The 26,851-nt window shown below is 65.8% G+C and carries 29 protein-coding genes and 1 riboswitch; of the genes, 15 read left to right on the top strand and 14 right to left on the bottom strand.

The annotated features are described in order from the left end of the window. Positions 1–23: 23 nt before the first annotated feature. Together FNA67_RS17785 and FNA67_RS17780 are read right to left on the bottom strand one after the other, a co-directional pair. The gene (locus FNA67_RS17785) at positions 24–1,049 is read right to left on the bottom strand and encodes a glycoside hydrolase family 3 N-terminal domain-containing protein (protein ID WP_147657334.1); all 1,026 of its coding nucleotides are present in this window, start codon (positions 1,047–1,049) and stop codon (positions 24–26) included. A 3-nt stretch (positions 1,050–1,052) separates the two neighbouring features. Next, on the bottom strand, positions 1,053–1,544 hold the full coding sequence (locus FNA67_RS17780) for a GNAT family N-acetyltransferase (RefSeq protein ID WP_049706414.1): 492 nt from the start codon (positions 1,542–1,544) through the stop codon (positions 1,053–1,055). 247 nt (positions 1,545–1,791) lie between these two features. Between FNA67_RS17780 and FNA67_RS17775 the strand changes: the two genes are divergently transcribed. Then, the gene (locus FNA67_RS17775; RefSeq protein ID WP_147657332.1) at positions 1,792–2,640 is read left to right on the top strand and encodes a MurR/RpiR family transcriptional regulator; all 849 of its coding nucleotides are present in this window, start codon (positions 1,792–1,794) and stop codon (positions 2,638–2,640) included. A 14-nt stretch (positions 2,641–2,654) separates the two neighbouring features. Here the strand turns inward: FNA67_RS17775 and FNA67_RS17770 are convergent, their stop codons facing one another. Then, entirely contained in the window at positions 2,655–3,116 is a 462-nt protein-coding gene (locus FNA67_RS17770) for an Lrp/AsnC ligand binding domain-containing protein (protein WP_049706391.1), read from the bottom strand. A 106-nt stretch (positions 3,117–3,222) separates the two neighbouring features. Further along, on the bottom strand, positions 3,223–3,627 hold the full coding sequence (locus tag FNA67_RS17765) for an MAPEG family protein (protein WP_147657330.1): 405 nt from the start codon (positions 3,625–3,627) through the stop codon (positions 3,223–3,225). 95 nt (positions 3,628–3,722) lie between these two features. Here FNA67_RS17765 and FNA67_RS17760 point away from each other — a divergent pair, with 95 nt between their 5' ends. The 4 genes from FNA67_RS17760 (at position 3,723) to serA (ending at position 8,356) form a co-directional block, all read left to right on the top strand. Next, positions 3,723–4,553, top strand: coding sequence for a LysR family transcriptional regulator (locus tag FNA67_RS17760; protein ID WP_147657328.1), 831 nt, complete (start codon positions 3,723–3,725; stop codon positions 4,551–4,553). Positions 4,554–4,680: 127 nt separating this feature from the next. Then, the gene (locus tag FNA67_RS17755) at positions 4,681–5,382 is read left to right on the top strand and encodes an MBL fold metallo-hydrolase (protein ID WP_170267358.1); all 702 of its coding nucleotides are present in this window, start codon (positions 4,681–4,683) and stop codon (positions 5,380–5,382) included. A gap of 124 nt (positions 5,383–5,506) precedes the next feature. Then, the gene (locus FNA67_RS17750) at positions 5,507–6,679 is read left to right on the top strand and encodes a phosphoserine transaminase (protein ID WP_147658236.1); all 1,173 of its coding nucleotides are present in this window, start codon (positions 5,507–5,509) and stop codon (positions 6,677–6,679) included. Between the two features lie 93 nt (positions 6,680–6,772). Beyond that, positions 6,773–8,356: a phosphoglycerate dehydrogenase gene (gene serA, locus FNA67_RS17745; RefSeq protein WP_049706387.1), complete on the top strand. Its 1,584-nt coding sequence runs from the start codon at positions 6,773–6,775 to the stop codon at positions 8,354–8,356. A 57-nt stretch (positions 8,357–8,413) separates the two neighbouring features. Here serA and FNA67_RS17740 read toward each other — a convergent pair whose 3' ends face one another. Then, entirely contained in the window at positions 8,414–9,115 is a 702-nt protein-coding gene (locus tag FNA67_RS17740; RefSeq protein WP_147657324.1) for a hypothetical protein, read from the bottom strand. 64 nt (positions 9,116–9,179) lie between these two features. Then, positions 9,180–10,142, bottom strand: a complete 963-nt coding sequence (locus tag FNA67_RS17735; RefSeq protein ID WP_170267357.1) for a DMT family transporter — start codon at positions 10,140–10,142, stop codon at positions 9,180–9,182. A gap of 147 nt (positions 10,143–10,289) precedes the next feature. On the opposite strand from FNA67_RS17735, the gene FNA67_RS17730 reads away from it, so the two are divergent. Both FNA67_RS17730 and FNA67_RS22005 read left to right on the top strand, forming a co-directional pair. Next, a complete protein-coding gene (locus FNA67_RS17730; RefSeq protein ID WP_147657322.1) occupies positions 10,290–11,579 on the top strand; it encodes an adenylosuccinate synthase in 1,290 nt (429 codons plus the stop codon). Between the two features lie 47 nt (positions 11,580–11,626). After that, positions 11,627–13,789 (top strand): hypothetical protein, encoded by a 2,163-nt coding sequence (locus FNA67_RS22005; RefSeq protein WP_170267356.1) that lies wholly within the window; start codon positions 11,627–11,629, stop codon positions 13,787–13,789. A gap of 143 nt (positions 13,790–13,932) precedes the next feature. On the opposite strand, the gene FNA67_RS22000 is transcribed toward FNA67_RS22005, so the two are convergent. From FNA67_RS22000 to thiB, 3 genes are read right to left on the bottom strand one after another with little or no spacing between them, the layout of a single operon-like run. Next, positions 13,933–14,571, bottom strand: coding sequence for an ATP-binding cassette domain-containing protein (locus tag FNA67_RS22000; protein ID WP_170267355.1), 639 nt, complete (start codon positions 14,569–14,571; stop codon positions 13,933–13,935). After that, the gene (locus tag FNA67_RS21995; RefSeq protein ID WP_170267354.1) at positions 14,558–16,189 is read right to left on the bottom strand and encodes an ABC transporter permease family protein; all 1,632 of its coding nucleotides are present in this window, start codon (positions 16,187–16,189) and stop codon (positions 14,558–14,560) included. Before FNA67_RS21995 ends, FNA67_RS22000 begins: the two co-directional genes overlap by 14 nt. Continuing rightward, complete coding sequence (thiB, locus tag FNA67_RS17710) at positions 16,164–17,174, bottom strand: thiamine ABC transporter substrate binding subunit (protein WP_049706381.1); 1,011 nt, start codon at positions 17,172–17,174, stop codon at positions 16,164–16,166. Before thiB ends, FNA67_RS21995 begins: the two co-directional genes overlap by 26 nt. 75 nt (positions 17,175–17,249) lie before the next feature. Continuing rightward, a riboswitch (TPP riboswitch) is annotated at positions 17,250–17,347 on the bottom strand. 27 nt (positions 17,348–17,374) lie between these two features. Here thiB and FNA67_RS17705 point away from each other — a divergent pair. From FNA67_RS17705 to FNA67_RS17690, 4 genes are all read left to right on the top strand, one after another. Beyond that, the gene (locus FNA67_RS17705; RefSeq protein ID WP_170267353.1) at positions 17,375–18,058 is read left to right on the top strand and encodes a thiamine diphosphokinase; all 684 of its coding nucleotides are present in this window, start codon (positions 17,375–17,377) and stop codon (positions 18,056–18,058) included. A gap of 2 nt (positions 18,059–18,060) precedes the next feature. After that, positions 18,061–18,822 (top strand): class D beta-lactamase, encoded by a 762-nt coding sequence (locus tag FNA67_RS17700; RefSeq protein ID WP_147657316.1) that lies wholly within the window; start codon positions 18,061–18,063, stop codon positions 18,820–18,822. A 138-nt stretch (positions 18,823–18,960) separates the two neighbouring features. Further along, positions 18,961–19,251 carry a type II toxin-antitoxin system RelE/ParE family toxin gene (locus FNA67_RS17695; protein WP_147657314.1) on the top strand — a complete coding sequence of 97 codons (291 nt, stop codon included), beginning with the start codon at positions 18,961–18,963 and terminating at the stop codon, positions 19,249–19,251. Further along, positions 19,223–19,558 carry a HigA family addiction module antitoxin gene (locus FNA67_RS17690; RefSeq protein WP_170267352.1) on the top strand — a complete coding sequence of 112 codons (336 nt, stop codon included), beginning with the start codon at positions 19,223–19,225 and terminating at the stop codon, positions 19,556–19,558. Before FNA67_RS17695 ends, FNA67_RS17690 begins: the two co-directional genes overlap by 29 nt. Before the next feature lie 60 nt (positions 19,559–19,618). Here FNA67_RS17690 and rpoH read toward each other — a convergent pair whose 3' ends face one another. Further along, positions 19,619–20,503, bottom strand: coding sequence for an RNA polymerase sigma factor RpoH (gene rpoH, locus FNA67_RS17685; RefSeq protein ID WP_049706376.1), 885 nt, complete (start codon positions 20,501–20,503; stop codon positions 19,619–19,621). Between the two features lie 207 nt (positions 20,504–20,710). Further along, the gene (locus tag FNA67_RS17680; protein WP_147657312.1) at positions 20,711–21,730 is read right to left on the bottom strand and encodes an RluA family pseudouridine synthase; all 1,020 of its coding nucleotides are present in this window, start codon (positions 21,728–21,730) and stop codon (positions 20,711–20,713) included. On the opposite strand from FNA67_RS17680, the gene FNA67_RS17675 reads away from it, so the two are divergent. Further along, on the top strand, positions 21,729–22,088 hold the full coding sequence (locus FNA67_RS17675; protein WP_147657310.1) for a DUF6476 family protein: 360 nt from the start codon (positions 21,729–21,731) through the stop codon (positions 22,086–22,088). The two genes, FNA67_RS17680 and FNA67_RS17675, sit on opposite strands and share 2 nt — an antisense overlap. Positions 22,089–22,095: 7 nt before the next feature. Here FNA67_RS17675 and FNA67_RS17670 read toward each other — a convergent pair whose 3' ends face one another. Together FNA67_RS17670 and FNA67_RS17665 are read right to left on the bottom strand one after the other, a co-directional pair. Next, positions 22,096–23,274: a coiled-coil domain-containing protein gene (locus FNA67_RS17670; RefSeq protein WP_049706373.1), complete on the bottom strand. Its 1,179-nt coding sequence runs from the start codon at positions 23,272–23,274 to the stop codon at positions 22,096–22,098. Positions 23,275–23,427: 153 nt separating this feature from the next. Further along, a complete protein-coding gene (locus tag FNA67_RS17665) occupies positions 23,428–24,009 on the bottom strand; it encodes a DUF1134 domain-containing protein (protein ID WP_053168024.1) in 582 nt (193 codons plus the stop codon). Between the two features lie 215 nt (positions 24,010–24,224). On the opposite strand from FNA67_RS17665, the gene FNA67_RS17660 reads away from it, so the two are divergent. The 3 genes from FNA67_RS17660 to FNA67_RS17650 all read left to right on the top strand — a co-directional run bounded on the left by FNA67_RS17660 (position 24,225) and on the right by FNA67_RS17650 (position 25,800). Next, positions 24,225–24,626 (top strand): YHS domain-containing (seleno)protein, encoded by a 402-nt coding sequence (locus tag FNA67_RS17660; protein ID WP_145976783.1) that lies wholly within the window; start codon positions 24,225–24,227, stop codon positions 24,624–24,626. A 69-nt stretch (positions 24,627–24,695) separates the two neighbouring features. Next, on the top strand, positions 24,696–25,358 hold the full coding sequence (chpT, locus tag FNA67_RS17655; protein WP_082202224.1) for a histidine phosphotransferase ChpT: 663 nt from the start codon (positions 24,696–24,698) through the stop codon (positions 25,356–25,358). A gap of 76 nt (positions 25,359–25,434) precedes the next feature. Then, on the top strand, positions 25,435–25,800 hold the full coding sequence (locus tag FNA67_RS17650) for a response regulator (RefSeq protein WP_049706371.1): 366 nt from the start codon (positions 25,435–25,437) through the stop codon (positions 25,798–25,800). Here FNA67_RS17650 and FNA67_RS17645 read toward each other — a convergent pair. After that, the gene (locus FNA67_RS17645) at positions 25,797–26,849 is read right to left on the bottom strand and encodes a LacI family DNA-binding transcriptional regulator (RefSeq protein WP_170267351.1); all 1,053 of its coding nucleotides are present in this window, start codon (positions 26,847–26,849) and stop codon (positions 25,797–25,799) included. The two genes, FNA67_RS17650 and FNA67_RS17645, sit on opposite strands and share 4 nt — an antisense overlap. Between the last annotated feature and the right edge of the window lie 2 nt (positions 26,850–26,851).

Raw genomic sequence — 26,851 nt, 5'->3', positions numbered from 1 at the left:
TCTCTCCTTTGTTGCAGCTTCGCTCAGGCGAAGCCGTTCTCCCTGAAAATCTGTTCGACCTCGGCATGGACGGCGTTGACGTCCACGCGTCGGGTTCCGAGCCGCGCCTCGGCGCGGGCAATTCGTGCCAGGCTCTCGTCGGTGAGCGGCCGCGCCGCCCTGGCGGCGGCTTCGCTGGCGGCGAGATCGCCCTGGCTGTGGAGCGCGATGTCGTAGCCGGCATCGAGCGCCGCCTTGACGCGTTCGGGCCAGGTGCCCTTGAGCGCTTCCATGGTGAGGCAATCGGTGACGATGACGCCATCAAAGCCAATGTCACGGCGGATGAGCTCGCACACGGCGGGCGACACGGAAGCCGGGTGTTCCGGGTCGACCTGCGTGAAGATCAGGTGCGCGACCATGGCCCAGGGTGCGTCCCTGAGGGCGGCGAAGGGCCTGAAGTCGGTCTCGCGCATGTCCTCGACGCTGGCGTCGACGATGGGACAATCGAAATGGGGATCGACCGTGACGCGGCCGTAACCGGGAATATGCTTGACGATCGGCATCTCGCCGACTTCGAGCATGGCTTCGATCACCTCGCGGGCCATGGCGATGACAAGGTCCGGATCGTCCCCGAACGAGCGCTGGCCGATGACGTCATGGGTGCCCTTGCGCGCCAGGTCGACGACGGGCGTGGTGCCGCTGCCGATGGCGAGCTGCGCCATCATGGTGCCCATGGCGAGCGAGGAGAGGCGCATGGCGCGCTTGCCGAGCTCGAGGTCCTTGCGGGCAAGGGCGCCGAAGCTGCCCAGGCTGCGGAAGATCGGCCAGTTGCCGTTATCGAGCCGCTGCACGCGGCCGCCTTCCTGGTCGATATAGACCGGCGCATCCTCGCGCCCGACCGCCTCGCGGAACTGGGCGCAGAGGCGCCGGATCTGGTCGGGATTGTCCAGGTTGCGCTTGAAGAGGAAGAGCCCGAAGGGATTGGCCTCGCGGAAAAAGGCGATCTCGGAGGCGGAGAGCTCGAGGCCCGGCATGCCGACGAAAAGGGCGAGTGGCGTGGTCGAAGGCATGGGTCAGGCCGTAGGTTCTGCTTTGGGTTTGAGGCGAAGGAGGCCCTGGTAGATGTCCTCCTTGTCCGAGGGGATCGGCATGGCGCCGGCCGCCTGGACGTAGAAATCGACCGGCCCGGCCGAGCCGACGACGGCATAGGCGTAGCCTTGGGCCTTCATGGCTTCGAGCGTGTGATAGAAGAGGGCAAGGCCGATACCCTTGCCGCGCTGGCTCTCGTCGACACCGGTCGGGCCGAAGAAGCCGCGCGCGGTGGCGTCGTAGCAGGCAAAGCCGACAAGGGCGCCATCGACCACGGCCACCAGGCACCCCGGAGGCTGGTGGGCCATGGCGGCGGTGACTTCGCTCACCCAGTATTCGCTGAAGTGCTTGCGCACCCAATCCTTGATGATGTGCTGCTCGGGCGGCAGGGCGACGCGGATGGTGGCCTCGACGCCTTGGACGCGGCGGCCAAGTTCGGCGAGCTTGCGGCTGTAAAGGTTGACGAGAAGGTCCATCCTCAGCCTCGACCGCCTGGCGGGGTCGTGGCAACCGGACAGCAGCCAAATACCAGCTTCAGGATTTTCGCCTCCCCCACGCGATGCCCCGGCCACGCGTTCAGAGAAGCCGTCCGCCTTGCCTTTTCACTGGAATGCTAGAAGTAGCTATTCCAACTGTCAACGAAGTTTGGAATATTATATTCCGAATTCGCGCGGTGCGCCGCGGGAGGAAACAGGGGCGGCCTGCCGGGTCGGGGAGACGAGCATGTCCATTCTCAAGCTACTTGGCGCGCAACTGGAAGCGATGACGCCTGCCGACCGGCAGATCGCACAGTTCATCATCGACAATCCCGAGCGCATGCTGGCGCTGTCTTCGGCGGCGCTGGCAGAGGAGACGGGGCGGAGCCAGTCGAGCGTCGTCAAGTTCAGCCAGAAGATGGGCTATGACGGCTACCAGCAACTCAAGCTGGCGGTGAACAAGGCCAAGGTGCTCGAGCTGCAGCCGCCGCCGGGCGTCATTCACGGCACGATCGACGCCCATGACGACTACAACACCATCCAGCAGAAGCTGATCGGCAGCAAGCTGCTCTCGATGCGCGAAACGGCGGCGGCCAATCCCGAGGCGGCGATCGATGCGGTTCTCGATGCGCTGATGGGCGCGCGCAAGGTGCTGCTGGCCGGGGTCGGGGCCTCCTCGCTGGTGGCCAAGGACTTTTCCTACAAGCTTCTCAAGCTGGGGCGCACGGTGCTTCTGGACAGCGACAGCCACATCCAGATTTCCAACGCGTCGGCCCTCAACAAGGCGGACGTGGTGATGGCGCTCTCCCATTCGGGGCGCAGCACCGAGACGCTGCGGATCACGGAACTGGCCAGGGAGCGGGGCGCCACGATCATCTCGGTGACCGGCCTCCAGCCCAACCCGCTGCTCGACCTTGCCGATATCAGCCTCTTCACGATCGGCGACGAAGAGCGCGTGCGCTCCTCGGCCATCACCTCGCGCGATGCCCAACTGATGCTGATGGACATGCTGTTCATCCTGCTGCTGCGCCGGCAGGCCGATGCCCACGAATACATCCAGCGCAGCGAAATGGCGGTCACGGTCCTCAAGGGCTAAGGCCGGTCAGCTGCCTAGAGCGGTAGCGGTCCGTCGTTCTTGACCTCTTCCATCACCGCGTAGGTGCGCGTCTCGCGCACGCCCGGGAAAGAGAGCAGCACGTCGCCGAGGAAGCGGCGGTAGGCGGTCATGTCCGCCAGGCGGGTCTTGATCAGGTAGTCGAAGCCGCCGGCCACCATGTGGCACTCGAGCACTTCGGGGGCCTTGCGTACCGACTGGGCGAACTTGGCAAAAACGTCCGGCGTGGTCTTGTCGAGCAGGACCTCGACGAAAACCAAGAGGCCAAACCCCAGCCGCTGCGGGTCGAGCTGGGCCGAAAACCCCTTGATATAGCCGTTCTTCTGGAGGCGCCGGAAACGGTCGCTCATGGAAGTGGGGGCCAGTCCGACCCGTTGCGCCAGCTCGGCGTTGCTGATGCGGCCGTCCACTTGCAGTTCTGCAAGTATTCGCCGGTCAATCCTGTCCAATTCCGTCATATGCCCGCCTCTGGAGATCAGTTGGCGAACATCATGCGGCATCTGCGGGTAAGGGACAAGCACGCTACGAGGAGTGCGGACTAGGCTTTTGGTAGCGTCCCCGGGGTCAGGGCAACGGAACGATCAGGAGGGCGGCCTGGATGGTGAGTACCGCGATCATGGTCATGCCCAGGCCCCAGAAGAAGGAGCGCAGGCGGTTGATCCCGGTCCAGTAGCTCAGGGTGAAGCCGATCCGGACGGCGGCATAGGCGAGGGCAGCAAGCAGGGTGAGCGCATTGTCGACGCCGTTGACCAGCAGGACAAGGGCGACCGGAAGCACCATGCCCGCGGATTCGAGATTGTTCTGCAAGGTCCGCGCGGCCCGACCCGCAAAGCCCTCGCGGCTGAGGGGGACCGCGCGGTCGGTGAAGACGAAGCTCAGGCCCCTCGCCGAGATCGTGTTGAGGTGCTGGACGGCGGCCGAGATGAAGACGAGCGCGCCGGTGGTGAGGAGCAGGATGGTCATGGACATGCGGTTGTTCCCTGGCTGGTCAGGCCCCGTATTTTGTGGTTCATTCGTGCACCGTCAACGCGCAGAATTGCGCGCCAATTGTGCAGGGTTGCTCAGTGCAGGCAGCTGATCTCGCCATCATCACGGCTCTCGAAAGCGCCAGGAGCTTCACGAGTGCCGCACGCCAGCTCGGGGTGGCCCACACCACGGTTTCGCGCAAGCTCAAGGAGCTCGAAGACCATTTCGGCACCCGCCTGGCCGACCGGCGCGACGATGGCGTGGTGCTCACGCCCGAGGGGGAGCGGCTGCTTGAAAGTGCGCGGCGCATCGAGACCGAACTGGCAGGGCTGGAGCGCGACATCGCCGGCCGGGACCATCGCCTCACAGGGCACGTCACGCTGACCACGGTGGATGCGCTGGCCTGGCTTTACCTGCCGACGCTGACGCAGTTCCGCACGCGTCATCCGCAGATCGAGCTGGCGCTGGAGGTGACCGCCGAGCCGCGCAACCTGTCGCGGCGCGAGGCGCAGGTGGCCTTGCGGGCAACCAATGCGCCCGATGACCACCTTTTCGGGCGCCAGCTCGGGAGTCTCGATTTCTTTCCCTATGCGGCGGCAAACCTTGCCGATCTCGGCCCGGAGATGCCGTGGCTCGAATATGGCGGGACCGATTGCAGCCAGCCGGCGGGCCGATGGATGCGGCGCAACCACCCGCTGGTGCGACCCGGCGCCAGCCTGCCGACCCCGTTGATGATGTTCCGGGCGGTCGCGGGCGGGCTCGGGGCAGGGCTGGTGCCCTCGGCGCTGGCCGAGACGGCGCCCGGGCTTGTTCGCCTCGAGGAAACGCCGGCCTTTTCCATCGGCATCTGGTTGCTGACGCCGATGGAGCTGCGCCAGACGGCGCGGATAAGGGCGCTGTTCGAAGCCTTTGCGGGGTCGGGCCGGTGACCCGGTCCGGTCCGTGCAGGCCTGCACGCCGGCCGGGCAAATGCGCGCGTTGCCGCGGCGGGGCCGTCGCTCTATCTGGGCCGGGCGGGCACGATCGTTACCCGAAAACAGGCTTGAGAGGCTCGACATGGCTATATTGAACCCAGTCCCCAATGTGCGCCAGCTCGTGCGCCTGGGCGTCTTTTCCTGCCATCTGGTCGAGGGGGGCGACGGGCTGGCGCTGTTCGATACGAACCTGCCCGGATCGGCGCCGGGCATCGCGGCCGAGATCGCGCGGCTCGGAAAACCTCTGCGGCAGATATTCCTCACCCATGCCCATTCCGATCATGTCGGGTCGCTCGATGCCCTGGCCGAGCGCTTCCCGCAGGCCGAAATCATCACGACGGCGCGCACGGCGCGCCTGCTGTCCGGTGATCGTTCGCTCGATCCGGACGAGGCCGGCATGGCGCTCAAGGGCGGCTACCGAACCACCCGCACGACCCCGACCCGCCTGGTCGAGGACGGGGAGGAATACGCGGGGTTCCGGGCGGTCGCGACGCCCGGCCATGCAGTCGGGCACGTTTCCTGGCAACAGGTATCCACCGGGTTCGTCTTCTGCGGCGATGCCCTGGTGTCGGCCGGCGGCGGGCTCCATGTGAGCGGCGTCTTCCGGCTCGGTTTCCCGTTCCCCTATTTCGCCACCGCGAGCCGCCCGAAGGCGCTCGAAAGCGCCCGCAAGCTGGCAGCACTGGCCCCGACCGCATTGCTTCCCGTTCACGGCCCGGCCATACGCGATCCCGCGCCGGCCCTCGCGCGGGCCATCGACGAGGCCGCGCGCGCGTTCGGCTAGGTTGCCGCGAGAAATGAGTTTCGGCTCCCCATTGACAGCGACCCCTCCGGCGTCATATCTCCCGCCTCAGGACACCTTGCCCTAACGCAAGGCAATCGACCTGGGAGGGTCGCTCATGGCTGACATGCCCCTAACCGCACCGGCGGTCAAACCGGCTAATCCCAATTTCTCTTCTGGTCCCTGTGCAAAGCGTCCCGGCTGGACGGTGGAAGCACTTGCCAACGCGCTCGTTGGCCGGTCGCACCGCGCCAAGCCCGCCAAGGCGCGGATCGAAAAGGCGATCCAGCTCACCCGCGAGCTGCTCGAAGTGCCGGCCGATTATCTCATCGGCATCGTGCCCGCCTCCGATACCGGCGCCGTCGAAATGGCGCTCTGGGGCATGCTGGGCGCTCGTGGCGTCGACATGCTCACCTGGGAAAGCTTTGGTGACGGTTGGGTCACCGACGTCCAGAAGCAGCTCAAGCTCGATGACGTGCGCGTCCTCAAGGCGCCCTATGGCGAACTGCCCGACCTCACTCAGGTCGATTTCGACCGCGACGTCGTCTTCACGTGGAACGGCACGACTTCTGGCGCCCGCGTTCCCAATGCCGACTGGATCGCGGCGGACCGCAAGGGCCTGACCATCTGCGACGCCACTTCGGCCGCCTTCGCGCAGAACCTCGATTTCACCAAGCTCGATGTCGTCACCTTCTCCTGGCAGAAGGCGCTGGGTGGCGAAGCCGCCCATGGCATCCTGATCCTCTCGCCGCGCGCCGTCGAACGGCTCGAGACCTTCAAGCCGGATCGTCCGCTGCCCAAGATCTTCCGCCTGACCAAGGGCGGCAAGCTCATGGCCGACGTCTTCGAGGGCGCCACCATCAACACCGTCTCCATGCTCTGCGTCGAAGACGCGGTGGATGCGATGGAATGGGGCGTGCGCGAGGGTGGGCTCAAGGCCCTCCAGGCCCGTGCCGACGCCAATTTCAAGGTGCTGGCCGACTGGGTCGCCAAGACCCCGTGGATCGACTTCCTCGCCAAGAAGCCGGAAGAGCGTTCCAATACCTCGGTCTGTCTCGTGATCACGGATCCCGCGATCGCCGCGCTCGATGCCGACAAGCAGGCCGCCTTCGCCAAGGCGATCGTGTCGCGCCTCGACAAGGCGGGTGCCGCCTATGACATTGGCGCCTATCGCGACGCGCCCTCGGGTCTGCGCATCTGGGCCGGCTCGACCGTGGAAGCGTCCGATCTCGCGGCGCTGACGCCCTGGCTCGACTACGCCTTCGCCGCCGAAAAGGCCGCGCTCGAGGCTGCCAACTAAGGCTGGACTGCTGCGGCCGGTGCATCCGGCCGCCTTCTCCCCGTTCATCTTCATTCTGAATCCGTTGAGGATTCCGGCAAAAAGGGTGCTCACATGCCCAAGGTTCTCGTTTCCGACAAGCTCTCCAAGACCGCCGTCCAGATCTTCAAGGACAATGGCGTCGAAGTGGATTACCTGCCCGATCTTGGCAAGGACAAGGACAAGCTGCTCGAAGTCATCGGCCAGTACGATGGCCTGGCCATCCGCTCGGCCACCAAGGTGACCGAAAAGATCATCGCCGCGGCGACCAATCTCAAGGTCATCGGCCGCGCCGGCATCGGCGTCGACAATGTCGACATTCCGGCGGCCACCAAGAAGGGCATCATCGTGATGAATACGCCCTTCGGCAATTCCATCACGACCGCCGAGCATGCCATCTCGCTCATGCTCTCGCTGGCCCGCCAGATCCCGGAAGCCGATGCTTCGACCCGCGCTTCCAAGTGGGAAAAGAACCGCTTCATGGGCGTGGAAGTGACCAACAAGACGCTCGGCCTCATCGGCGCCGGCAATATCGGCTCGATCGTGGCCGACCGCGCCCAGGGCCTGAAGATGAAAGTCATCGCCTATGACCCGTTCCTCTCGCCCGAGCGCGCGCTCGATCTGGGCGTGGAAAAGGTCGAGCTCGATGACCTCCTGGCCCGCGCCGACTTCATCACGCTCCATACCCCGCTCACCGAGCAGACACGCAACATCCTGTCGCGGGAAGCGCTGGCCAAGGTCAAGGACGGCGTGCGCATCGTCAACTGCGCCCGTGGCGGCCTGATCGACGAAGCGGCGCTCTACGATGCGCTCAAGGCCGGCAAGGTTGCCGGGGCCGCGCTCGACGTGTTCCTCGAAGAGCCGGCGGTCAACAACCCGCTGTTCGAGCTGCCCAACGTCATCTGCACCCCGCACCTGGGCGCTTCGACGACCGAAGCGCAGGAGAACGTGGCGCTGCAGGTTGCCGAGCAGATCTCGGCCTACCTCATGACCGGCGAGATCACCAATGCGCTCAACTTCCCGTCGATCTCGGCGGAAGAAGCCCCGCGCCTGACCCCTTACGTCAAGCTCGCCGAGGCGCTGGGTTCGTTCGCCGGCCAGCTCACCGAGACGGGCATCAAGGGCATCCGGATCGAATACGAGGGCGTCGTGGCCGGGCTCAACACGCGTCCGATGACCGCCGCCGCGCTCACCGGTGTGCTCAAGCCGCTGCTGCAGGACGTCAACATGGTTTCGGCCCCGCAGATCGCCAAGGATCGCGGCATCTCGGTGGAAGTCATCACCCGCGAGCAGCAGGGCGCCTATGAAAGCTACATGCGCCTGACGGTCGAGACCGAGAAGCAGGAACGCGGCGTGGCCGGCACGGTGTTCGCCAACGGCAAGCCGCGCATCATCCAGGTCAAGGGCATCAACATGGAGGCGGAACTGACCCCGTCCATGCTCTATGTCACCAACGAGGACAAGCCCGGCCATATCGGTCGCCTGGGCACGCTGCTCGGCCAGCTGGGCGTCAACATCGCCAACTTCAACCTCGGCCGCGTCGAGGAAGGCGGGGATGCCATCGCGCTCGTCTCGATCGACGGTACGCTCACCGACGACCAGCTTTCCACGATCGCCAAGCTCGACGGCGTCAAGCAGGCCAAGGCGCTGCGCTTCTGAATCAGTAAAATTTGAAAGCAATTTCGACCGCTCTCCCGGCTTCGGGGGAGCGGTTTTTCATTTGGCGGCCGCTGGAACGTGGGCCTTGTAGATCTTGAAGTTGCGAGCGACGAGCTGGCCGATGAAGACGATGAAGGCGCAGCCGATGGGGGAGCCGATCTCGTTGACCAGGGTTCCGGCGAGCTGTGGGGCGGTGAAGGCCTTGCCGGCCGCCTCCAGGCTCACCCAGGTGAGCGCGGCCAGGATGACGCCGAAGACAATGCCGACGGCGGCGCCGACACCGAGATAGGGCAGGGGCCGGGAGAGTTCCTTTTCGGCAAAGATCGCCAGCACCCAGGCGAGGATGCCGTATTCGACGGCGCGCACGAGGCCGATGGTGGTGAGCGAGAGCAGGGCCGGCTGCTCGGCGGCATCAAGGGCGACGAGCATGGCCTTCTGTGCGGACTTGGATAGGGCGATCCCGAGCGGAGCGAAGATGACGCCCATCAGACCCGCCAGGGCCTTGCGCGCCTTGCCGATGGCGACCCCTATCGCAACGCCGGTGCACACGAAGAAGGACCAGGTTATCCCCTGGGCGAGATCGGCGAGGATGGTGATGCCGGGCAGGGCCGCGCCCGCCAGGAGGCGCGAGGTCAGGATCAGCACCTGCATGAAAAAGCCCAGCGCGATGGAGAGCAGCGCGACGGTGGCGATGCGGCGCAACTCGGCCTGCGCCTTGACGGCCTTGGGATGGGTCGGAGTGGCGGAGTGCAAGGTCATCGCCTGCCCCCTTCAAGTTACCTCGAAGTCACCGGGCGAGCCCCGCCTCCACTTATAGTCCAGTTCAGCCCTGAGGGGAACGCTTGAGCATCCTGACCGAGAACTCGGCCAGTGCGATGCCGAGGATGACGAGGACGGCGGTGATCATGTGATAGGGCTCGAGCGGCTCGGAGAGGATCACGATCGAGAGAATGGTGCCGTAAACTGGAATCAAGTTAATGAAGAGGCTGGCGCGGTTGGGGCCGATGATCTCGACGCCCCGGGCATAGAAGAGCTGGGCGATGACCGAGGGCAGGAACGCGACATAGGCGATGATGGCCCAGCCGAGCGGAGTGGTGTGGGCAAGGCCGGTAAAGATGGCGCCGAACCCGCCGCCCAGCAGCACCTGGAAGACGTAGCCCGCCATCAGGGCCGCAGCGAAAGTGGTGACGAGGAAACTCAGCCAGTGGATCGAGGGCCGGTAGCGCAGCAGCAGCGAATAGGCGGCGTAGGAAATGGAGGCGAGGATCATCAGGGCGTCGCCGAAATTGACGTCGAGCGTCACCAGGCGACCGAAGTCGCCGTGGACGGCGGTGTAGACGACCCCGAAAATGGTGAGGAAGACGCCGAGCAATTGCAGGGGCGTCGAACGCACCCGGAAGATCACGAAGTTGGCGAGGATGACCAGCACCGGGATCAGGGCCTGCTCGATGGAGGTGTTGACCGCGCTGGTATAGTGGGCGGCGCCGTAGAGCAGGACGTTGAAGCCGGTATAGCCGATGGCGCCATAAAGGGTGAGCATGAGCCAGCCCTTGCGAATGGCCGGCCAGTCGGCCCTGAGATGCCGCCAGGCAAAGGGCAGCACGATGAGGAGCGCGGCCAGCCAGCGCATGACGATGAGCGTATAGGGATCGACCTGATCGACCGCCATCTTGCCCGCGACGGCGTTGCCCGCCCAGAACAGCGGGGTCAGCGTGAGCAGCAGATAGGGCCGGTCCATAACCAGAGACGTTAGGCCGCTACCGGGCGTTGCATGCGGCTTTGTCATTGGCGCACTTCTCATGTATTGGTGCGCCGTAAAAACGCGCCGTCATGCCTACCTGCTAATCGTGACCGGCGTCAAACTGAACGCGGTCATCCTCTGTGCCCGGCCCGCCGCCGGCCCGGATGGCCTTCCGATCGAGGAAAGTTTTCAATGGCTAACGTTGTGGTCGTCGGTTCGCAATGGGGCGACGAGGGCAAGGGCAAGATCGTGGATTGGCTCTCCGAGCGGGCCGATGTGGTGGTGCGCTACCACGGCGGCCACAATGCCGGACACACGCTGGTCATCGATGGGGTGAGCTACAAGCTTGCGCTGCTGCCCTCGGGCCTGGTGCGCGGCAAGCTCTCGGTGATCGGGAACGGCGTGGTCGTCGATCCGCACCACTTCGTGGCCGAGATGGAAAAGCTCTCGGCGCAGGGCGTCAAGATCACCCCGGAAATCCTGCGTATTGCCGATAACGCGCCGCTGATCCTCTCGCTGCACCGCGAGCTCGACGGCATCCGCGAAGACGCCAATTCGGGGCTCAAGATCGGCACCACGCGCCGCGGCATCGGCCCGGCCTACGAGGACAAGGTCGGCCGCCGCGCCATCCGCCTGATCGACCTGACCGAGCCCGAGACGCTCATGCCCAAGATCGAGCGGCTGCTGGCGCATCACAATGCGCTGCGCCGCGGGCTGGGCCTCACCGAGCTTTCCGCCAACGCGCTCTATGAGGAGCTAATGTCGGTAGCCGGCCAGATCCTGCCCTTCATGGACCGCGTCTACGAAATCCTCGACGAGAAGCGCCGTGCCGGCGCGCGCATTCTCTTCGAGGGCGCGCAGGGCGCCCTGCTCGACAACGACCACGGCACCTATCCGTTCGTCACCTCCTCGAACACCGTTGCCGGCCAGGCTGCGGCCGGTTCGGGCCTCGGCCCCACGGCGATCGGCTACGTGCTGGGCATCACCAAGGCCTATACGACCCGCGTGGGCGAGGGGCCGTTCCCGTGCGAGCTGGACGACGAGATCGGCAAGCACCTGGCGACCGTGGGGCGCGAAGTGGGCGTCAATACGGGCCGCCCGCGCCGCTGCGGCTGGTTCGACGCCGTACTGGTCAGACAGACGGTGAAGACCTCGGGGATTACCGGTATTGCATTGACCAAACTGGACGTGCTCGACGGGCTCAAGGAGATCAAGGTCTGCGTCGGCTACGAGCTCAACGGCTCACGAATTGATTATTTGCCTGCCTCAATGGGGGCACAAGCCGCTGTTAAGCCGATCTACGAAACCCTCGAAGGGTGGTCGGAAACCACGGCTGGGGCCAGGAGCTGGGCGGAATTGCCCGCTCAGGCCGTCAAGTATGTCCGCTACATCGAGGAGTTGATCGGGGCCCCGGTGGCATTGCTTTCCACGAGCCCCGAGCGGGAGGATACCATCCTGGTACATGACCCGTTCCAAGATTGAGATTATTTGTTAAAACACCGCGTTGAATTGTGGGTACCAGGTAGGCAATGGCGGATTACAAAGAGCTGTTAAGGCGGGCAATTTCTGTCCTGCCTGAAAACAACGGCGCCGCTCGGCGTGCGGTCTATGAGAAGGCGCGGACCGCGCTTGTTGGACAGCTGCGCGCCATCGATCCGCCCCTGCCTGCCCGCGAGATCACCCAGCACCGTCTCCAGCTCGAAGACTGCATCCGCCAGGTCGAGCGCGAAGCCAGCGAGGCGGTGATCGCGGACCTCAAGAACCAGGAAGACGCACCCGCGCCACGCGTGCGGGTGCCCGAGGCCGTGGCGGAGCCGCCGCCCCCGGCCGTGGAACCAGAGCCCGAACCCGAGCCTGAGCCCGAGCCGGAACCGGAGGTCGAGCCCGAACCCGAGCCGATCGCGGAAGCCGAGCCGGAGCCGGTGGTTGCGGCCCCGGTAGAGCCGGTGAAAGCGGAAGCCGAGCCGGAAGAAGAAATCGAAGCCGAGCCGGAGGCAGAGCCGGAACCCGAGCCGGTGGCGGAAGAAGAACCGGTAGCCGAGGTCGACCAGATCCAGGCGCTGATCGCCGAAGCCGACCGCGCCGAGGCCGAGCCCGTGGAAGCGGCGCCCGAGCCGGTGGTGGAAGTCACCCCCGAAGTGGCCGAGACGCCCGAGCCGGCAAAGCCGGACGAGCAGCCCCAGCGCTCCATCCCTTCGATCGTGGCGCGCGCCGAGGCGAACAAGAGCGGGCCATCGACGCCGCTGGCCTTTAACAATCCCTCGGTCAAGCCGCATAACGCGCCGCTCAAGGGGCCGACGTTCGAGCCGCGCCGCGACGGACACGTCGCAGCCGCAGCCGCCCATCGTATCGAGCCGTCCCTGCATTCGCAGGCCGTGGCGCGCCAGCATGTGGCCGAGCCGATCGCCGCCATCGAGCAGCAGGGCGCGGTCGCGCTCTCGAGCGTGCGCGAGGTCGAGGTCGAACCGGCGGTGATCGATGCGCCGGCCAACGATCCGCAGGTCACCATCGACCGTGCCATTGCCACGCTCGACCGCGAAGCACGCGGGGAGGCGACGCCGGCGGGCGCTGCCGAGGCGAGCGAGGCGCCGGATGTCGGCAAGAGCGAGGATGCGCCGGCCAAGCCGGGCAAGCCCTCGATCGCGCTCACCGACGAGGACGAGGATTTCGAGCCCGGTCCGGTCGAGGGCGGGCGCGGTGGCGGCATCAATGCCGTGACCATTTTCCTGGCCGTCTTCGTGCTGTTGCTGCTGGGTGCCGGCGGGGCTGGCTACTGGGCCTGGCGCGAGGGTTATGTCGACCCGGCAGCCATGTTCGGCCAGAGCGCTCCGGCCGCCGAGGCGAGCGCAGACCCGACGCCGGCGGCAGCGAGCACGCCGACGGCCGATAACGCCACCACCGAGCCGGCAACCGGCCCGGGCAATACCGTGGCGACCGCGCAGACAGCCGAGCCGACCCAGGAGCTCAAGCAGGATGACCGGCTGACCGCCGAGACGACCGCGCCGGCCGTGGTGCCGCCGGTGGAAGTCAACGCGCCCAATGCCGAAGACAAGAGCAGCGATCGCCTGCCGGCCAGCGACGACCCGGCCGGGACGCCGCAGGTGGCCAATGCCGATGCGGCGACGCCATCGGCGGGAAGCCTGGCGGGCAACCAGTCGCTGCTGCTCGAAGCGTCCGACGACGGCACGACCGGCGCCGTGCCGTTCTCGGGCACGGTGGATTGGACGCAGGGCAAGGATGAAGTCGGCCAGCCGACGCTGGTGGGCAAGGCCAAGATTCCGGCCCGCAACCTTACCGTTGACGTGCTCATCCGCCGCAATGCCGATCCGAGCCTGCCGGCCAGCCACCTGATGGAAGTCAATTTCGACGTCAGCCAGACCTTTATCGGCGGTTCAATCGCGGGGCTGCCCGGGGTGCTGCTCAAGAACGAGGAACTGGTGCAGGGTACTCCGCTCATCGGCGCTTCGGCCCGCGTGGTGGGGAACTCGTTCCTCTTTGCGCTGAGCGCCTCGCCAACGGATTCGACGACGAACACGAACCTGCTGACCTCACGCAAGTGGATGGACCTGGCGATCATCTATGCGACGGGCAAGCGCGCCATCATCACGCTCGAAAAGAGCGACGAGGCGGCCAAGCTCTTCGATGACGTGTTCGCCGAATGGGCCAAGGCACCGCCGCTGGCCGAGAACTAGGGTTTGGCACGCGAATGAATTTGGTGGCCCCGACGCGATGTCGGGGCCACTTTTGTTTTGGGATGCTGGCCCACCCCCACCTTGCTCCCTCCCAACAGGGGGAGGGAGACGTGCCGGCCCGGTCGTGCCCGGGTGGGAGGCGCCTAGCCCTCGACCAGTTCTCCCGCTTCGATCCGGTATTTCACGGTCGCCATCGAGGCGACGTCGTCGGCGTGGTGGCTGACGAGGATGGTGTGCCAGCGGTGGGCCTGAGTGAGGTTGCGCACCAGGGTGCGGGTGGCGATGCGGGTTTCGTCGTCGAGGGCCGAGAAGGGTTCGTCCAGAAGCAGGATCGGGCGGCCGCGCAGGAGCGTGCGGGCGAGCGCGACGCGCTGTTTCTGCCCGCCCGAGAGGGTCGCGGCGCGCTGCGTGCCGACTTCGGGGAGGCCGACTTCGGAAAGGGCGGCGGCGATGCGGGACGCGGCTTCGGCGCGCGGTGTCCGCGGGGGCAGGCCGAGGGCGATGTTGCGCTCGGCGGAGAGGTGCTCGAAGAGGGTTTCGGACTGGAAGAGCAGCGAAACCGGACGCTTCTCGGGCGGCAGGGGCACGAGATCGAGGCTGTCGAGCGTCATGGTGCCCGAGGTCGGGCGAAGGAAGCCGGCGATGAGATCGAGCAGGGTCGACTTGCCCGAGCCCGAGGGGCCGGTGATGGCGGTGACCTGCCCCGGATAGGCGCGCAGGTCGAAGCGGTAGGTGAGACCGGAGCCCGGATGGGCGTAGGTCAGGGCATCAAGCTTGAGCATTGGCGAGCTTTTCGAAAAGGCGCGGCAGGCCGATGAAGGCGAGGAGGGCGAGGATGAGCATGAGGGCAGCGATGACGGCGGCGTCATTGCTGCGATAGGTGCCAAGAGCCCGGTACATGAGGAGCGGGAGGGTGGCGAAATCCTGCGTGCCGAAGAGCGAGATGACGCCGAGATCGCCCAGCGAGAAGCAGAAGGCGAGGGCGAAGGCGACGCCGAGGTCGCGCCCGAGCAGGGGGAATTCCACCAGTGCGAACTGCTGCCAGCCGGTGAGCCCCAGGGCGCGCACGAGGCGGCCCTGGCCACGCGCGATGGCCTCGAGCGGCGGGCCGAGGGTGGCGATGGCGAAGGGCAGCGAGAGCAGGGCATTGGCGATGACCACGACATAGGGCGCGGCCGTGTCGGCGCGGATGCCCATGTTGCGCACGAGCAGGAAGAAGCCGAGCGCCAGCACCACGGCGGGGACGGCCAGATAGGCATAGGCGGGGGCGCCCAGGCCGATGCGGGCAAGGTGCCGGGCGGTAGTGGCGCGCGCCATGGCGAGCAACAGCGCGAAGAGCACGCAGAGCGTGGCCGAGGCCAGGCCGATGACGAGGCTGGTGACAATGGCGGCCTTGAAGCTGTCGCGGCCGGTGACGGCGAGAATGCCGCGCAGGCCGGGAGCGAGGCCATCGATGAGCACCGAAAGCAGTGGCAGCACGAAGGCCAGGAGGCAGACGAGGAGGATCAGCCATTGAAAGGCGCGAGCCGCCGGCCGGTCGGCCCAGGATTGGCCCCCGGACGGGCCGAGGCTGGTCGGGACCGGCGCCAGGGCCGAGGCGAGCAGGATGATGGCCGAGCACACCCCGATCTGGACGAGCGCGAGATTGACGGCGCCGCGCAGGTCGAAATCGAGGCGGACGGCCGAATAGATCGCCACTTCCAGCGTCTGGTTGGCGGGGCCGCCCCCGAGCAGCAGCACGATGGGGAAGCTGGTGAAGGCGATGAGGAAGATGATGGCGGCGAGGCCGGGCAGGGCGCCGCGGATGGCGGGCCAATCGATCATGGCGAAGCGCTGGACGGGGCCGAGCGCCAGGCTCTGGCCGGTCTTGAGGCGCGCGGTGGGGATGCCGTCGAGCCGGGCGAGCAGCACACGGGCGGCGAAGGCGGCATCGAGAATGACGTGGGCGAAGAGGATGCCGGGCAGGCCGAACATCGGGTTGCCGATGGAAAGGCCGAGCGGGGACAGGGCCGCGTTGATCCAGCCGTTGCGGCCCCAGACCGAGAGCAGCCCGAAGGCAACGATCAGCCCCGGGGTGACGATGGCGGCGGCGAAGAGACCGACGACCAGCCCGCGGCCCGGAAAAGTGAGGCGGTTGAGGCACCAGGCCAGCGCCGTGCCGACGACAAGCGAGAGGATGGTGGTCAGACCGGCCTGGATCGAAGTCATCCGCAGGAGGTGCGGAATGTCGATGGTGGACTGGGCGACCTGCGGCTCATTGGCGGCGGCATGGAGGATGGACCAGAGGACCATGACCACCAGGCCGGCAATGAAGAGGGCCGTTGCCGCTCCGCCAAAAAGGCGGAGCGGGCGGGACGGCAGGATCAGCCGATCCTCACTGGATGGCAGCGAGGGCTTCATCGATCCAGGACTTGGAATTGGCGGTGATGGTGGCTTCGTCGAGCTCGAGCACCTTGGCGGGCTTGGGCTGGGCGTTGAAGGCGGCCGGCAGGGCATCGCCGATATCGACCACCGGGTACATCCAGTTGGTCGTCGGGATGATGGTCTGGGCTTCCTTGCTGGTAAGATAGGCGAGGAATTGCCTGGCCAGTTCCTGGTGCGGCGAAGACTTGAGGATGCCCGCCACCTCGATCTGCGGGTAATGGCCCTCGGTGAATTCGGCGAAGGCGTAGTTCTCGTCGTTCTCGGCCACGGCGTGGTAGGCGGGCGAGGTGGTGTAGGACATGGCCATGTCGGCCTCGCCCTTGAGGAAGAGGCCGTAAGCCTCTGACCAGCCCTTGGCCATGGTCAGGATATGGGGCTTGAGGCCCTTCCAGATCTCGGGAGCCTTGTCGCCATAGGCGGCCTTGATCCAGAGAAGGAGGCCGAAGCCGGGGGTGTCCGAGCGCGGGTCCTCGATGACGATCTTGAAGCTCTCGGGCATCGCGATGAGGTCCTCGAAGGACCTGGGCGGGTTGGGGACCTTGGTCTTGTTGTAGACGAAGGCGAAATAGCCCCAGTCGAAGGGAGCGAATTCCTTGTCGGTCCAGGCGACGGGCAGGGAGAGCCCCTGGATATCGAGGCCATGTTCGGCGAAGAGGCCGGTGGCGCGGGCTTCTCCAGCGGTGGCGGTATCAAGGCCGAGGATCATGTCGGCCTCGGTGGTGGCGCCTTCGAGCTGGACCTTGCGCAGGGCGCCGATCGAGGAATCGGCAGCGACGAAATTGACGGTGCAGCCGTTGCACTGAGCCTCGAAGCCTTTCTTGAGGCCGGGGCCGGGGCCCCACTCGGAGGCGAAGCCGTCATAGGTGTAGATGGTGAGCGTGGGCGCTTCCTGGGCCGCCGCGGGCAAAGCCGCGGCAAGGCCGGCAAGAACCGCAAGCGCGAAGCGGATGGATTTGACCATGGGTCGTTCCCTTCGGGTCGTTGCGGTCATGTAACGAGAAGGGAACAGGAATGGTCGGGGACGCGAGACGGGCGACCCTTGCCATCTCGAACTTCCTCCGCCAGCATGACCTGGTTCAGGTTCAATGGGTAACTCTCAGCTCCGGGAAACCCGGAACACCCCAGCGAGACGGCTTGAGACATAGAGAGAGTTATCGTTCCGTGCAAGACCCAAACCAGTCTGGCCTGCCCTTCGTCGTGGATGGGCTTCTCGTGATCGTCGGCGGCGGCGCCGTGGACGTGCCGCTGCTCAAACGGCTTTCGGCCCAGGGCGCCCGGCTCGTGGGCGCCGACAGCGGGGGCGATGCCATCATGGAGGCGGGGCTGGTGCCCGATGCCATCATCGGGGACCTGGATTCGATCTCGGACCCGGAAGGGTGGCCGGAGGCGACGCGGGTGTTTCACATCGGCGAGCAGATCACCACCGACTTCGAGAAGAGCCTTTATTCGACGCGCGCGCCGGTGACGGTGGCGCTGGGGATGACGGGGCGGCGGTTCGACCACACGCTTTCGGCCATCAGCGCGGCAACCCGGTTCGCGCGCGAGCGGCGGATCATCCTCTCGGACGAGCACGACGTGGCACTGGCGATGAGCGGGCCGTTCGCGTTCCGTCTTCCCAAGGGCGAGCGGGTCTCGATCTACCCCCTGGCGCCGATCGATTTCGTGCATTCGGAAGGACTGCTCTACCCCCTCGACGGGTTGCACCTGGAGCAGGGCGGGCTCATCGGCACCTCTAACGAATCCTTAACCGAACGCATCGAAATCGAGCCGGCCGACGATACGCCCTGGCTGCTGATCGTGGAAAAGTCACACTTGCCGGCCTTGCTCTCCGCATTACGGAGGTAAGCGTGAAGCACTTGGTTTCTGGTATCTTTTTGGGGCTCGCCCTCGCCACTCCGGCCATGGCGGAAGAGGGTTGCCTGCTCATTGTCGATGGGCAAAGCAAGGCGGTGATCCACGAGGCGGGCGAGGACTGCGACCAGCCCAACACACCGGCCTCGACCTTCAAGGTGCCGCTGGCGGTGATGGGATTCGAGACCGGTTGGCTCAAGGACGGCGATCACCCGGCGCTGCCGTGGAAGGCCGAATACGGGGTCAACAAGCCCGAGGACAAGGCGACGACCACGCCCAGGACCTGGCTGCGCGATTCCGTACTCTGGTATTCGCGGGTGCTGACCCGGCAAATGGGTATGGAGACCTTCGCCCGGTTCGTGGCCGATTTCGACTATGGCAACGCCGACGTCTCGGGTGGGCTGAACAAGGCCTGGCTCAACACGTCGCTGCGGATCACACCGCGCCAGCAGGTGGCGTTCGTCGCCAAGCTGCTGGAGGACCGGCTGCCGGTGTCGCTCGAGGCGCTGGCCAAGACGCGCGAGACCATGCCGGTGTTCGAGGCGGGCGGCTGGACCGTGCGCGGCAAGACCGGCACGAGCTACATCGCCAAGGGGCCGCTGCGGCTGGGCTGGTTCGTCGGCTGGGCCGACAAGGGCGAGCAACGGGTGATTTTCGCCAAGCTGATCAAGGACAAGAAAAAGACCTCGGTCATGGCCGGGCCCCGGGCCAAGGATGAATTCCTGAACGAGATTTCCGGTGTTCTGAAGGGAATCTGAACGGCGAATTCCAGCGGCTAAGCGGCATGGGAGAAATCCCAAGAGACGGACGCGTGTCGCTGCGGTTGACTGGCGGCCGAATGGGCGCTCAGGGGATGAGTGTATCGTGTAACTTTACACGATACACCTTCGCAGGCTATGATCATCGGGACGATCCGGCATAAGGGGTTGCGAAGGTTTTATCGCTCGGACGATCCGTCCGGGTTGCCGCCCGCCCTCGTGGACAAGATTCGCAAGATCGTTGCCGCTTTGAGGTACGTGGAGACGATCGAGGAGCTTCGGGCGTTGCCGACCTGGCGGCTTCACCAACTGTCTGGGGACCGCAAGGGTGTCTGGTCGGCGCATATCTCTGCCAACTGGCGCCTGACATTCAACGTTGTCGGTGTTCCCCCGATCGTCGATGACCTCGACCTGGAAGACTATCATTGAGGCCAACATGGAAGAGATGGGCATGATGCCGCCGCACCCCGGCGACTTTCTCAAGACCGAGATCGTGGAGGCCTATGGGCTGACGGTCACGGATGCCGCCAACATCCTTGGGGTGACGCGTCCGGCGCTCTCCGCGCTCCTCAACCAGAGGTCGTCGCTTTCGCCGGAGATGGCGCTGCGGTTCGAGAAGGCGTTCGGGATCGGGATGGAGACGATGCTGCGAATGCAGACCGGATGGGACATCGCCCAGCAGCGCAAGCGGGAAGCCGAAATACACGTCGTTCGGTATCAGCCCGCGGCGGCCTGATCCCGGATGCGACAAAGCCGCCTTGCGGCGGCTTTGCTGGTTTTATCGATCGCGTCGGGTTCAGGCGTTTTCGCGGGCCCGGTCGCGGGCGGCGGTCTGGACGGCTTCCTGGACCTTTTCGAAGGCGCGGACCTCGATCTGGCGGATGCGTTCGCGCGAGACGTCGTATTGCTGGGCGAGCTCTTCGAGCGTGGCCGGGTTTTCCTTCAGGCGCCGGGCCTGGAAGATGGCCTTTTCACGGTCGTTGAGCACGTCCATGGCATTGGTCAGAAGACCCATGCGCTCGTCGTATTCCTCGCTGTCGCCAAGCACCGTCTCCTGGTCGGGCGTGTCGTCCACGAGCCAATCCTGCCACTCGGAAGCCCCTTCGTCGGCGCGCATGGGCGCGTTGAGGGAGGCGTCGCCGGTGAGGCGGGAATTCATGGACACCACGTCGTCTTCCGAGACGTTGAGGGTGGTGGCGATCTGCTTGATCTGGTCGGGATGGAGCGAGCCGTCATCGAGGGCGGCGATCTGTCCCTTGATCTTGCGCAGGTTGAAGAACAGGCGCTTCTGGGCAGCCGTGGTGCCGATCTTGACCAGCGACCAGGACCGCAGAACGTATTCCTGGATGGCGGCGCGGATCCACCACATGGCATAGGTCGCAAGGCGGAAGCCCTTGTCGGGCTCGAAGCGCTTGACGGCATGCATGAGGCCGACATTGCCTTCCGAGATGACCTCGGAGATCGGCAGGCCGTAGCCACGGTAACCCATCGCGATCTTCGCTACCAAGCGCAGATGCGAGGTGATGAGCTTCTGGGCAGCCGAGGGGTCGGCGTGCTCCTTGTAGCGCTTGGCCAGCATGAACTCCTCATCCGGTTCCAGCATCGGGAACTTGCGGATTTCCTGGAGATAGCGGCTAAGGCCACCTTCGGTCGAGAGAACCGGTAGATTGGTCTGGGCCATTGTAGTCCCCTTTCCCCCGCTTTTGCGGGCAGAGCGCACCCGTCCCGTCCTTTACGGCACAGGAGGGCACATGGGCATATATAGGTCGATTTTGGGCGCTGATAAGACCCGCCCGTCACTCTTAATGCGCGATTTTCCGAAAGGTTGCCGGGAAAGGGCGCATCTGCAAGCTAGACCGGGACGCGGGCGGAATCACCTTAAGCTTTGTTAACGAGCATAGGCGCGGTCGTAAGGTTGCAGCGCCTCGTCCAGGGCCAGCAGATCGGCCGGCAGTTCGGCCTCGAAGAACATCTCCTCGCCGGTCACCGGATGCTCGAAGCCGAGTTCGGCGGCGTGGAGCGCCTGCCGGCCCAGACCGGCGACGATGGCGCGCAGGTTCTCGGGCAGGCGGTTGATCTTGGTGGCGAAGCCGGGAGCATAGACGGCGTCCCCGACCAGCGGATGACCGATATGGGTCATGTGGACGCGGATCTGGTGGGTGCGGCCGGTCTCGAGTTCGCAGGTGAGCTTAGTGATGTCCCAGCCCTCGTCGCCGAAGCGGGCGAGAGACTGGTAATGGGTGATTGCTTCCTTGCCGTCGCGGCGCACGGCCTGCTTGAGGCGGTTGTGCTGGTCGCGGCCCAAGGGGGCATCGATCGTGCCGCGGGCGCTTTCGGTGCGTCCCCAGGCATAGGCGGTATAGGCGCGATGCAGGGGACCGGTGCGGCCGTGATCGGCGAACTGGGCGGCCAGGTGCTTGAGGGTGCGTTCGGTCTTGGCTGCGACCATGACGCCCGACGTATCCTTGTCGAGCCGGTGGACGATGCCGGGGCGCTTGACCCCGCCGATACCCTTGAGGCTCGCTCCGCAATGGAAGATGAGGGCATTGACCAGCGTGCCGGTCCAACTGCCGGGGGCCGGGTGCACGACCATGCCGACGGGCTTGTTGATGACGATCAGCTGGTCGTCCTCATAGAGGATGTCGAGCGGGATATCCTCGGGCTGCGGATCGGGGTCTTCGGGCTCGGGGGCGATGAGAACGATTGTCTCGCCAGCCTTGACGCGGTATTTGGGCTCGTCGACCCGTGCCCCGTCGACGGTCACGGCGCCTTCAAGGATCAGATCCTTGATGCGGTTGCGACTGAAGACGGTGTGTGCCCTGGCCAGCAAGGCGTCCATGCGCGTGCCGGCCGCGGCGGGCTCGACGACGTATTCGAATTCGATTTCCTCACCGGACAAGTCCTGCATGAGCGCTCCTGATCCATCGGCCGAAAATCAAACCCTGTCGCCTGAAGCCCAGGCGATCATCGCGCGGGCCAAGCGCTCGTTCATGTTTTCGATCGGCTTGTTGCTGGTGGGCTTTATCGCCATCGCGATAGCACTTGTCTATCGCTCATCGCAGAGCGCGCCGGCGAGCGCAACCGCTCCGGCCGGCGCCTATGCCGCCCAGGCCCTGCGGCTGCCGCAGGGCGCCGAGGTGGTTTCGGCCGTGGCCAGCAACGGCACGGTGAGCGTGACCTACAGGATCGGCCCGGCCATGCAGGTGCGGATCTTCGACGGCGCCACCGGCGAGATGAAGCAGCAGCTCGACATCGTAGTGGAATAAGGCGGGCCTAGCCGCGGCCCTGGATGTCGCGGACAGCCGCCATGCGGTTGGAAACCCGGCCGCGTGGCTTGGCACTGGCCGGCGGAGGCATGGGCAGGGGCTCGACCTCGGCACTGTCGTCGGCAAAGCGCTGCACGCGGTCGAAAAGGCTCTCTTCCACCTCGGGAGCGGCGGGCTCGTCATCGAGCGTATAGACGATGCGGCTGACGTCGGACGCGATTTCGCCCAGCCGTTCGCGCAGCGCCGTGGCATCGGCGGCAGGGGTGCCCCAGCCGGCCAGGATGATGGATTCGATGCCGGCGACCTTGTGCTTGAGCTTTTCGGTCTTTTCCTCGAGCGAGAGTTTTTCGGCCAGCAGTTGCTGGACCTTGTTGGCGCCCTCGTCGGCCGGCGGCGCGGTTTCCTGGAGCAGGGCATTGAGCTGGGTCTCGGCGCTGGCGAGGCGCGCCTCGGCGGTGGCGAGATCGGCATTGAAGGCGTCGGCGGCGGCATCGCGGGCGGCCAGCGCGCGGCGCAGTTCGGCGATGGCCGCGTTGGTGTCGGCGGAGCGCTTGGGCGACGCGTCGAGCTTTTCGATAAGGGCGCGGGTCTGCGCCTCGAGGAAGGCAGCGCGCTTGCGTTCGACGGCAAGCGCGGCCAGGAGCCGGTCGGTATCCTGGTCGTAGTCGCCCGAGAGGGCTTCACCATCGATTTCGGTGCCGGCGGGGAATTCGGAGCGAATGGCGCTGCGGGCCTTGTCCAGTTCCTCGGTGCGGCTGGCGAAATCGCGGTCGCGCATGCGCAGGCGCTGGTTGAGGTCGGTGCTTTCCTTTTCGAGCTCGGCAACGCGGCGGTTGAGCTCGGCCTCGCGCGCCTCAAGGTCCGCGACGACGGCCTGGTGCTGCTCGCGCTCGGTCTTGATGCCGGCAATGTCGGCCTTGCGGCGGCTGACGTCGCCGAGCTCCTCGGCCAGGCGCTTGCGCAGGGTCTCGATAGTCATTTCGAGCCGGCGCGTGGACAGGGCGAATTCGGCGCGCAACTGATCCTTGTCGGCCCGGAACTCGGCCATCGACATGGGCGTGGCCGCTTCGATGCGGCGCTTGGTGAGACGTACGGCGCGCTTCCAGATGGCGGGCATGATCGCCAACGCCAAAAGGGCCGCCAACAGCAGCCCCAGCGCGAAGTACATGATGTTCTCGATACCCATGGATCACTCCGCAACGCCCGCGGGAAGGGCGGCAACCGCGCACCCCCGCGACAAAAAGCAGTTATGGCGGCAAGGGGCCAGTCTTGCCAAGGCTTAACCTTACCGGCTCAGCCTAATGTGAGGGGCTGTTGCGTGGCGGAGACTCGATGCGTCTCAGAAGGGATTCCAGGTGGGCTCCTGGGTGAATTTGAGGTAGCCGACATTGACGCCGAGCCGCGCGCCCACGCCCGAGCGGATGGGGACGAGCACCACGTTCTGGCGCTTCATCACGGTCATGCCGAAGCCGCCCACGACATAGGCCGAGCCGTTGACGCCCGGATAACGCTCGTAGATGGAATTGATGTCGGGCAGGGAATAGACCAGCATCATGACCTTGGAGCCGTCGCCGCCGAAATCGAGGCCGACAGAGGGACCCTGCCAGTAGACCGGGTATTCGCCCAGGTTGCGGGTATAGAGCACGCCCTGGCCGTACTTGGCGCCGGCAAAGAGGGCGCCGCCCGCTTCCTCGCCAAGGATATAGCCGTTGGGCAGGCCATACTGGGACACCACTTTTTCGACCAGCGAAGCCAGGCCCTGGGAGACCGAGCCGAAGAAAGCGCCGCCCTTGTTGACCAGCTCCTCGCCCGAATAGGTATCGCTGAGCGAGCCCTGCTGGGCGAGCGAAAGCTGCGGGGCCAGGAGGCCGGAGAGCACGACCAGGCCTGCGATCAGACCCTTAGCGAGCCGATTGAACATCTCGAGTTCCTCCATAAGGGCTTGCGGCCCATCCGGCATTTACCTGCGGCTCATGGTTTGTGCGCTAGGGTGATGCCCGATTCACGTCGCGCTCAAGCTGAGCGTCCATCGGGGCAATGATGCGGCAAATCCGTAAACAAATCTTAACCATAGGGCTGCTCATCCCGGCGTTCTGGCCCGGATTTGCTCAGGTTTCGCCGGCTCTGGCGGCCTCAGTGGTCACTACCGCCATAGTTTCCAATCCCTTAACGGGGGTGGCGCTGGATGGGAACGATCCGGTGAGCTATTTCACCGAGAAGGAACCGCTGCAGGGCACCGTGGACCTGGCCTATGACTGGGGCGGGGTCACCTGGTATTTCGCCAACAAGGCGAACCTGGACGTGTTCAAGGCCGATCCGGAGGTCTACGCCCCCCAGTTCGGCGGCTATTGCGCCATGGGCGTGGCCCGGGGGTTCCTGTCGGACGGCAATCCACGTGTCTATACGATGGTGGGCCAGCGGCTCTATCTCTTCTATTCGACGGCCAATCGCGACGCGTTCCTGCTTTCGCCCAAGAAGGCGATGACCGACGCGATCGAGCACTGGGCCGAACTCTCCAAAGACCTTTCGACAAACTGATCGGCTTGATTGCCCAAGGCGCGCGGCTGCGTCATGGTTGCAGAAATTGATTCTATGCGGGGAAATGTCATGGCCGACATCATCGAGCTCAAGGCGACCGACCTGGCGGCAATGCTGTGTTCGCGCGTGTGCCACGACCTGATCAACCCGGTCGGGGCGATCGGCAACGGGCTGGAAGTGCTGGCCGACCCCGGACAGGCGGAAATGGCGCCCTTCGCGCGCGACCTCATCGCCAACGCGGCCAAGCAGTCGCGCGCCAAGCTCGAATTCGCCCGCCTCGCCTATGGGGCGTCCTCGACGGCGGGCACCGATTTCGATACGCGCGAATGCGAGCGCGTGGCCAAGCTGCTGTTCGAGATCGAGAAGGCCGAGCTCGACTGGCAGGTGCCGGCGATCCTGATGCCCAAGCACAAGGCCAAGCTCTTCATGAACATGCTGCTGATCGCGGCCGGTTCGGTGCCGCGCGGCGGGTATGTCAAGGCCGAGATCTCCGGTCCGGCCGGGCAGGAAGCCTTCCGGCTGACGGCCAAGGGCCCCAAGACGCTGATCCCGGCGGGCTCGGAAGGGCTGCTCTCGGGCGCGCCCGAGGAAGGCGTGGACGCGCGGGGCATCCAGCCGTTCTACACCGGCATCCTGGCGCGCATGACCGAGATGGAACTCAAGATCGGCATCGAGAACGAAGAGTTCGTGTTCACCGCCACGCCCAAGGCGGCCGCGGCGGAAGCGGCCTGAGCGCCAATCGTTCGCTAACCATTCGTAGGGACTTTCGCCCCATAATCGGGGCGAAAGCCGTTTTGCGAGCCGCGCCATGAAATCCTGCCTGATCGTCGATGACTCGAGCGTGGTGCGCAAGGTTGCCGCGCGAATCCTCGAGGACATCGACTTCATCGTCGGGGAGGCCGAGGACGGGCAGGAAGCCTTCGACAAGTGCCGCCAGGAAATGCCCGACGCGATCCTGCTCGACTGGCAGATGCCGATCATGAGCGGGCTGGAATTCCTCAAGCTGTTGCGCGCCTATGTCGGGGGCGAGAAGCCGCATGTGGTCTACATGACCACCGAGAACGACATCGGCCAGATCGCGCTGGCGCTCAAGGCGGGCGCGGACGACTACGTGATGAAGCCGTTCGACCGCGATATCCTGGAAGCCAAGTTCCAGCTCGAGACCGCCGGCTAGGCGGGCGCGGGACCGCTCGAACCGCGAATATGGAGACGTGCCGGCAGGATATGCCGGGCATGCGGCTCCAGCCCCAGCACCATGGCGGCGGCGAGGCGCGCCTTTTCCCTGATCGGCTGGACGACCGTGGTCAGGCGCGGACTGGCATGGGCGCCCTCGGGAACGCCATCGAACCCCACGATCGATAGGGCGCCCGGAACGGCGATGCCACGCTTGCGCGCTTCGCGCAGCACCGTGAGAGCCTGCCGGTCGGACATGACGAGGAGAGCGGTGGCGTCGGGCGCGGCCTCTAGGATGGCCGATCCGATCTCGGGGTCCCAGGGGACGCTTTCGACGATGGACATGTCGTCGATGGAGAGGCCAGCTTCGGCCAGCGCCTCGGCATAGCCGCGCAGTTTGGCTTCATCGAGCGGAAAGGCGTCATGGAGGCGGCGGCCGCGACCGGGCGGATGGACGATCGCGGGGCCGGGCTCGTGCCGCACCGAGACGATGGCGAAGCGGCGGTGGCCCTGCGCGAGAAGGTGCCGCGCCGCCTCGAGGGCTCCGCCATGGGCATCGATGCCTACCGAGGGAAATTCGGGCGCGGCGGGCATGTCGATGATGGTGAAGGGCAGGGCGCGCTGGGCCATGGTCCGGGCGAGGCCGGGGTCGCGGGTGTTGGTGAGCACGAAGCCATCGACGAGGGCATTGGCGACGGCGGTATTCGCCTGTTCGCCCCCGCCATCGACGAGGGTCAGGGAGACGCCGGCGGCGTCGCAGGCGTCGGAGAGGCCCAGGATGAGCTCGCGCCCATAGGGGCTCTCGATGAGATTGACCAGCCCATAGGTGCCGGGAATGATGAAGCCCAAGGCGTTGAACTTGCCGGCGCGAAGCCGGCCGCCGCGCGGATCGGGGCCGAGATAGCCAAGCGAACGGGCGGCTTCCTCGACGCGCTGGCGGATGGCGGGCCGGACGCGCTGGGGATGGGCGAAGACGTTCGAGGCGGTGCTGCGCGAGACACCGGCAGCCTGGGCGACATCGACCAGCGTGGGTTTGGACTGGCTGTTCATGG

The sequence above is a fragment of the Youhaiella tibetensis genome (assembly GCF_008000755.1).
Taxonomy (GTDB): Bacteria; Pseudomonadota; Alphaproteobacteria; order Rhizobiales; family Devosiaceae; genus Paradevosia; species Paradevosia tibetensis.
Note: the sequence above shows the minus strand (reverse complement) of the source record. Positions and strands in the feature narration are given on the sequence as shown.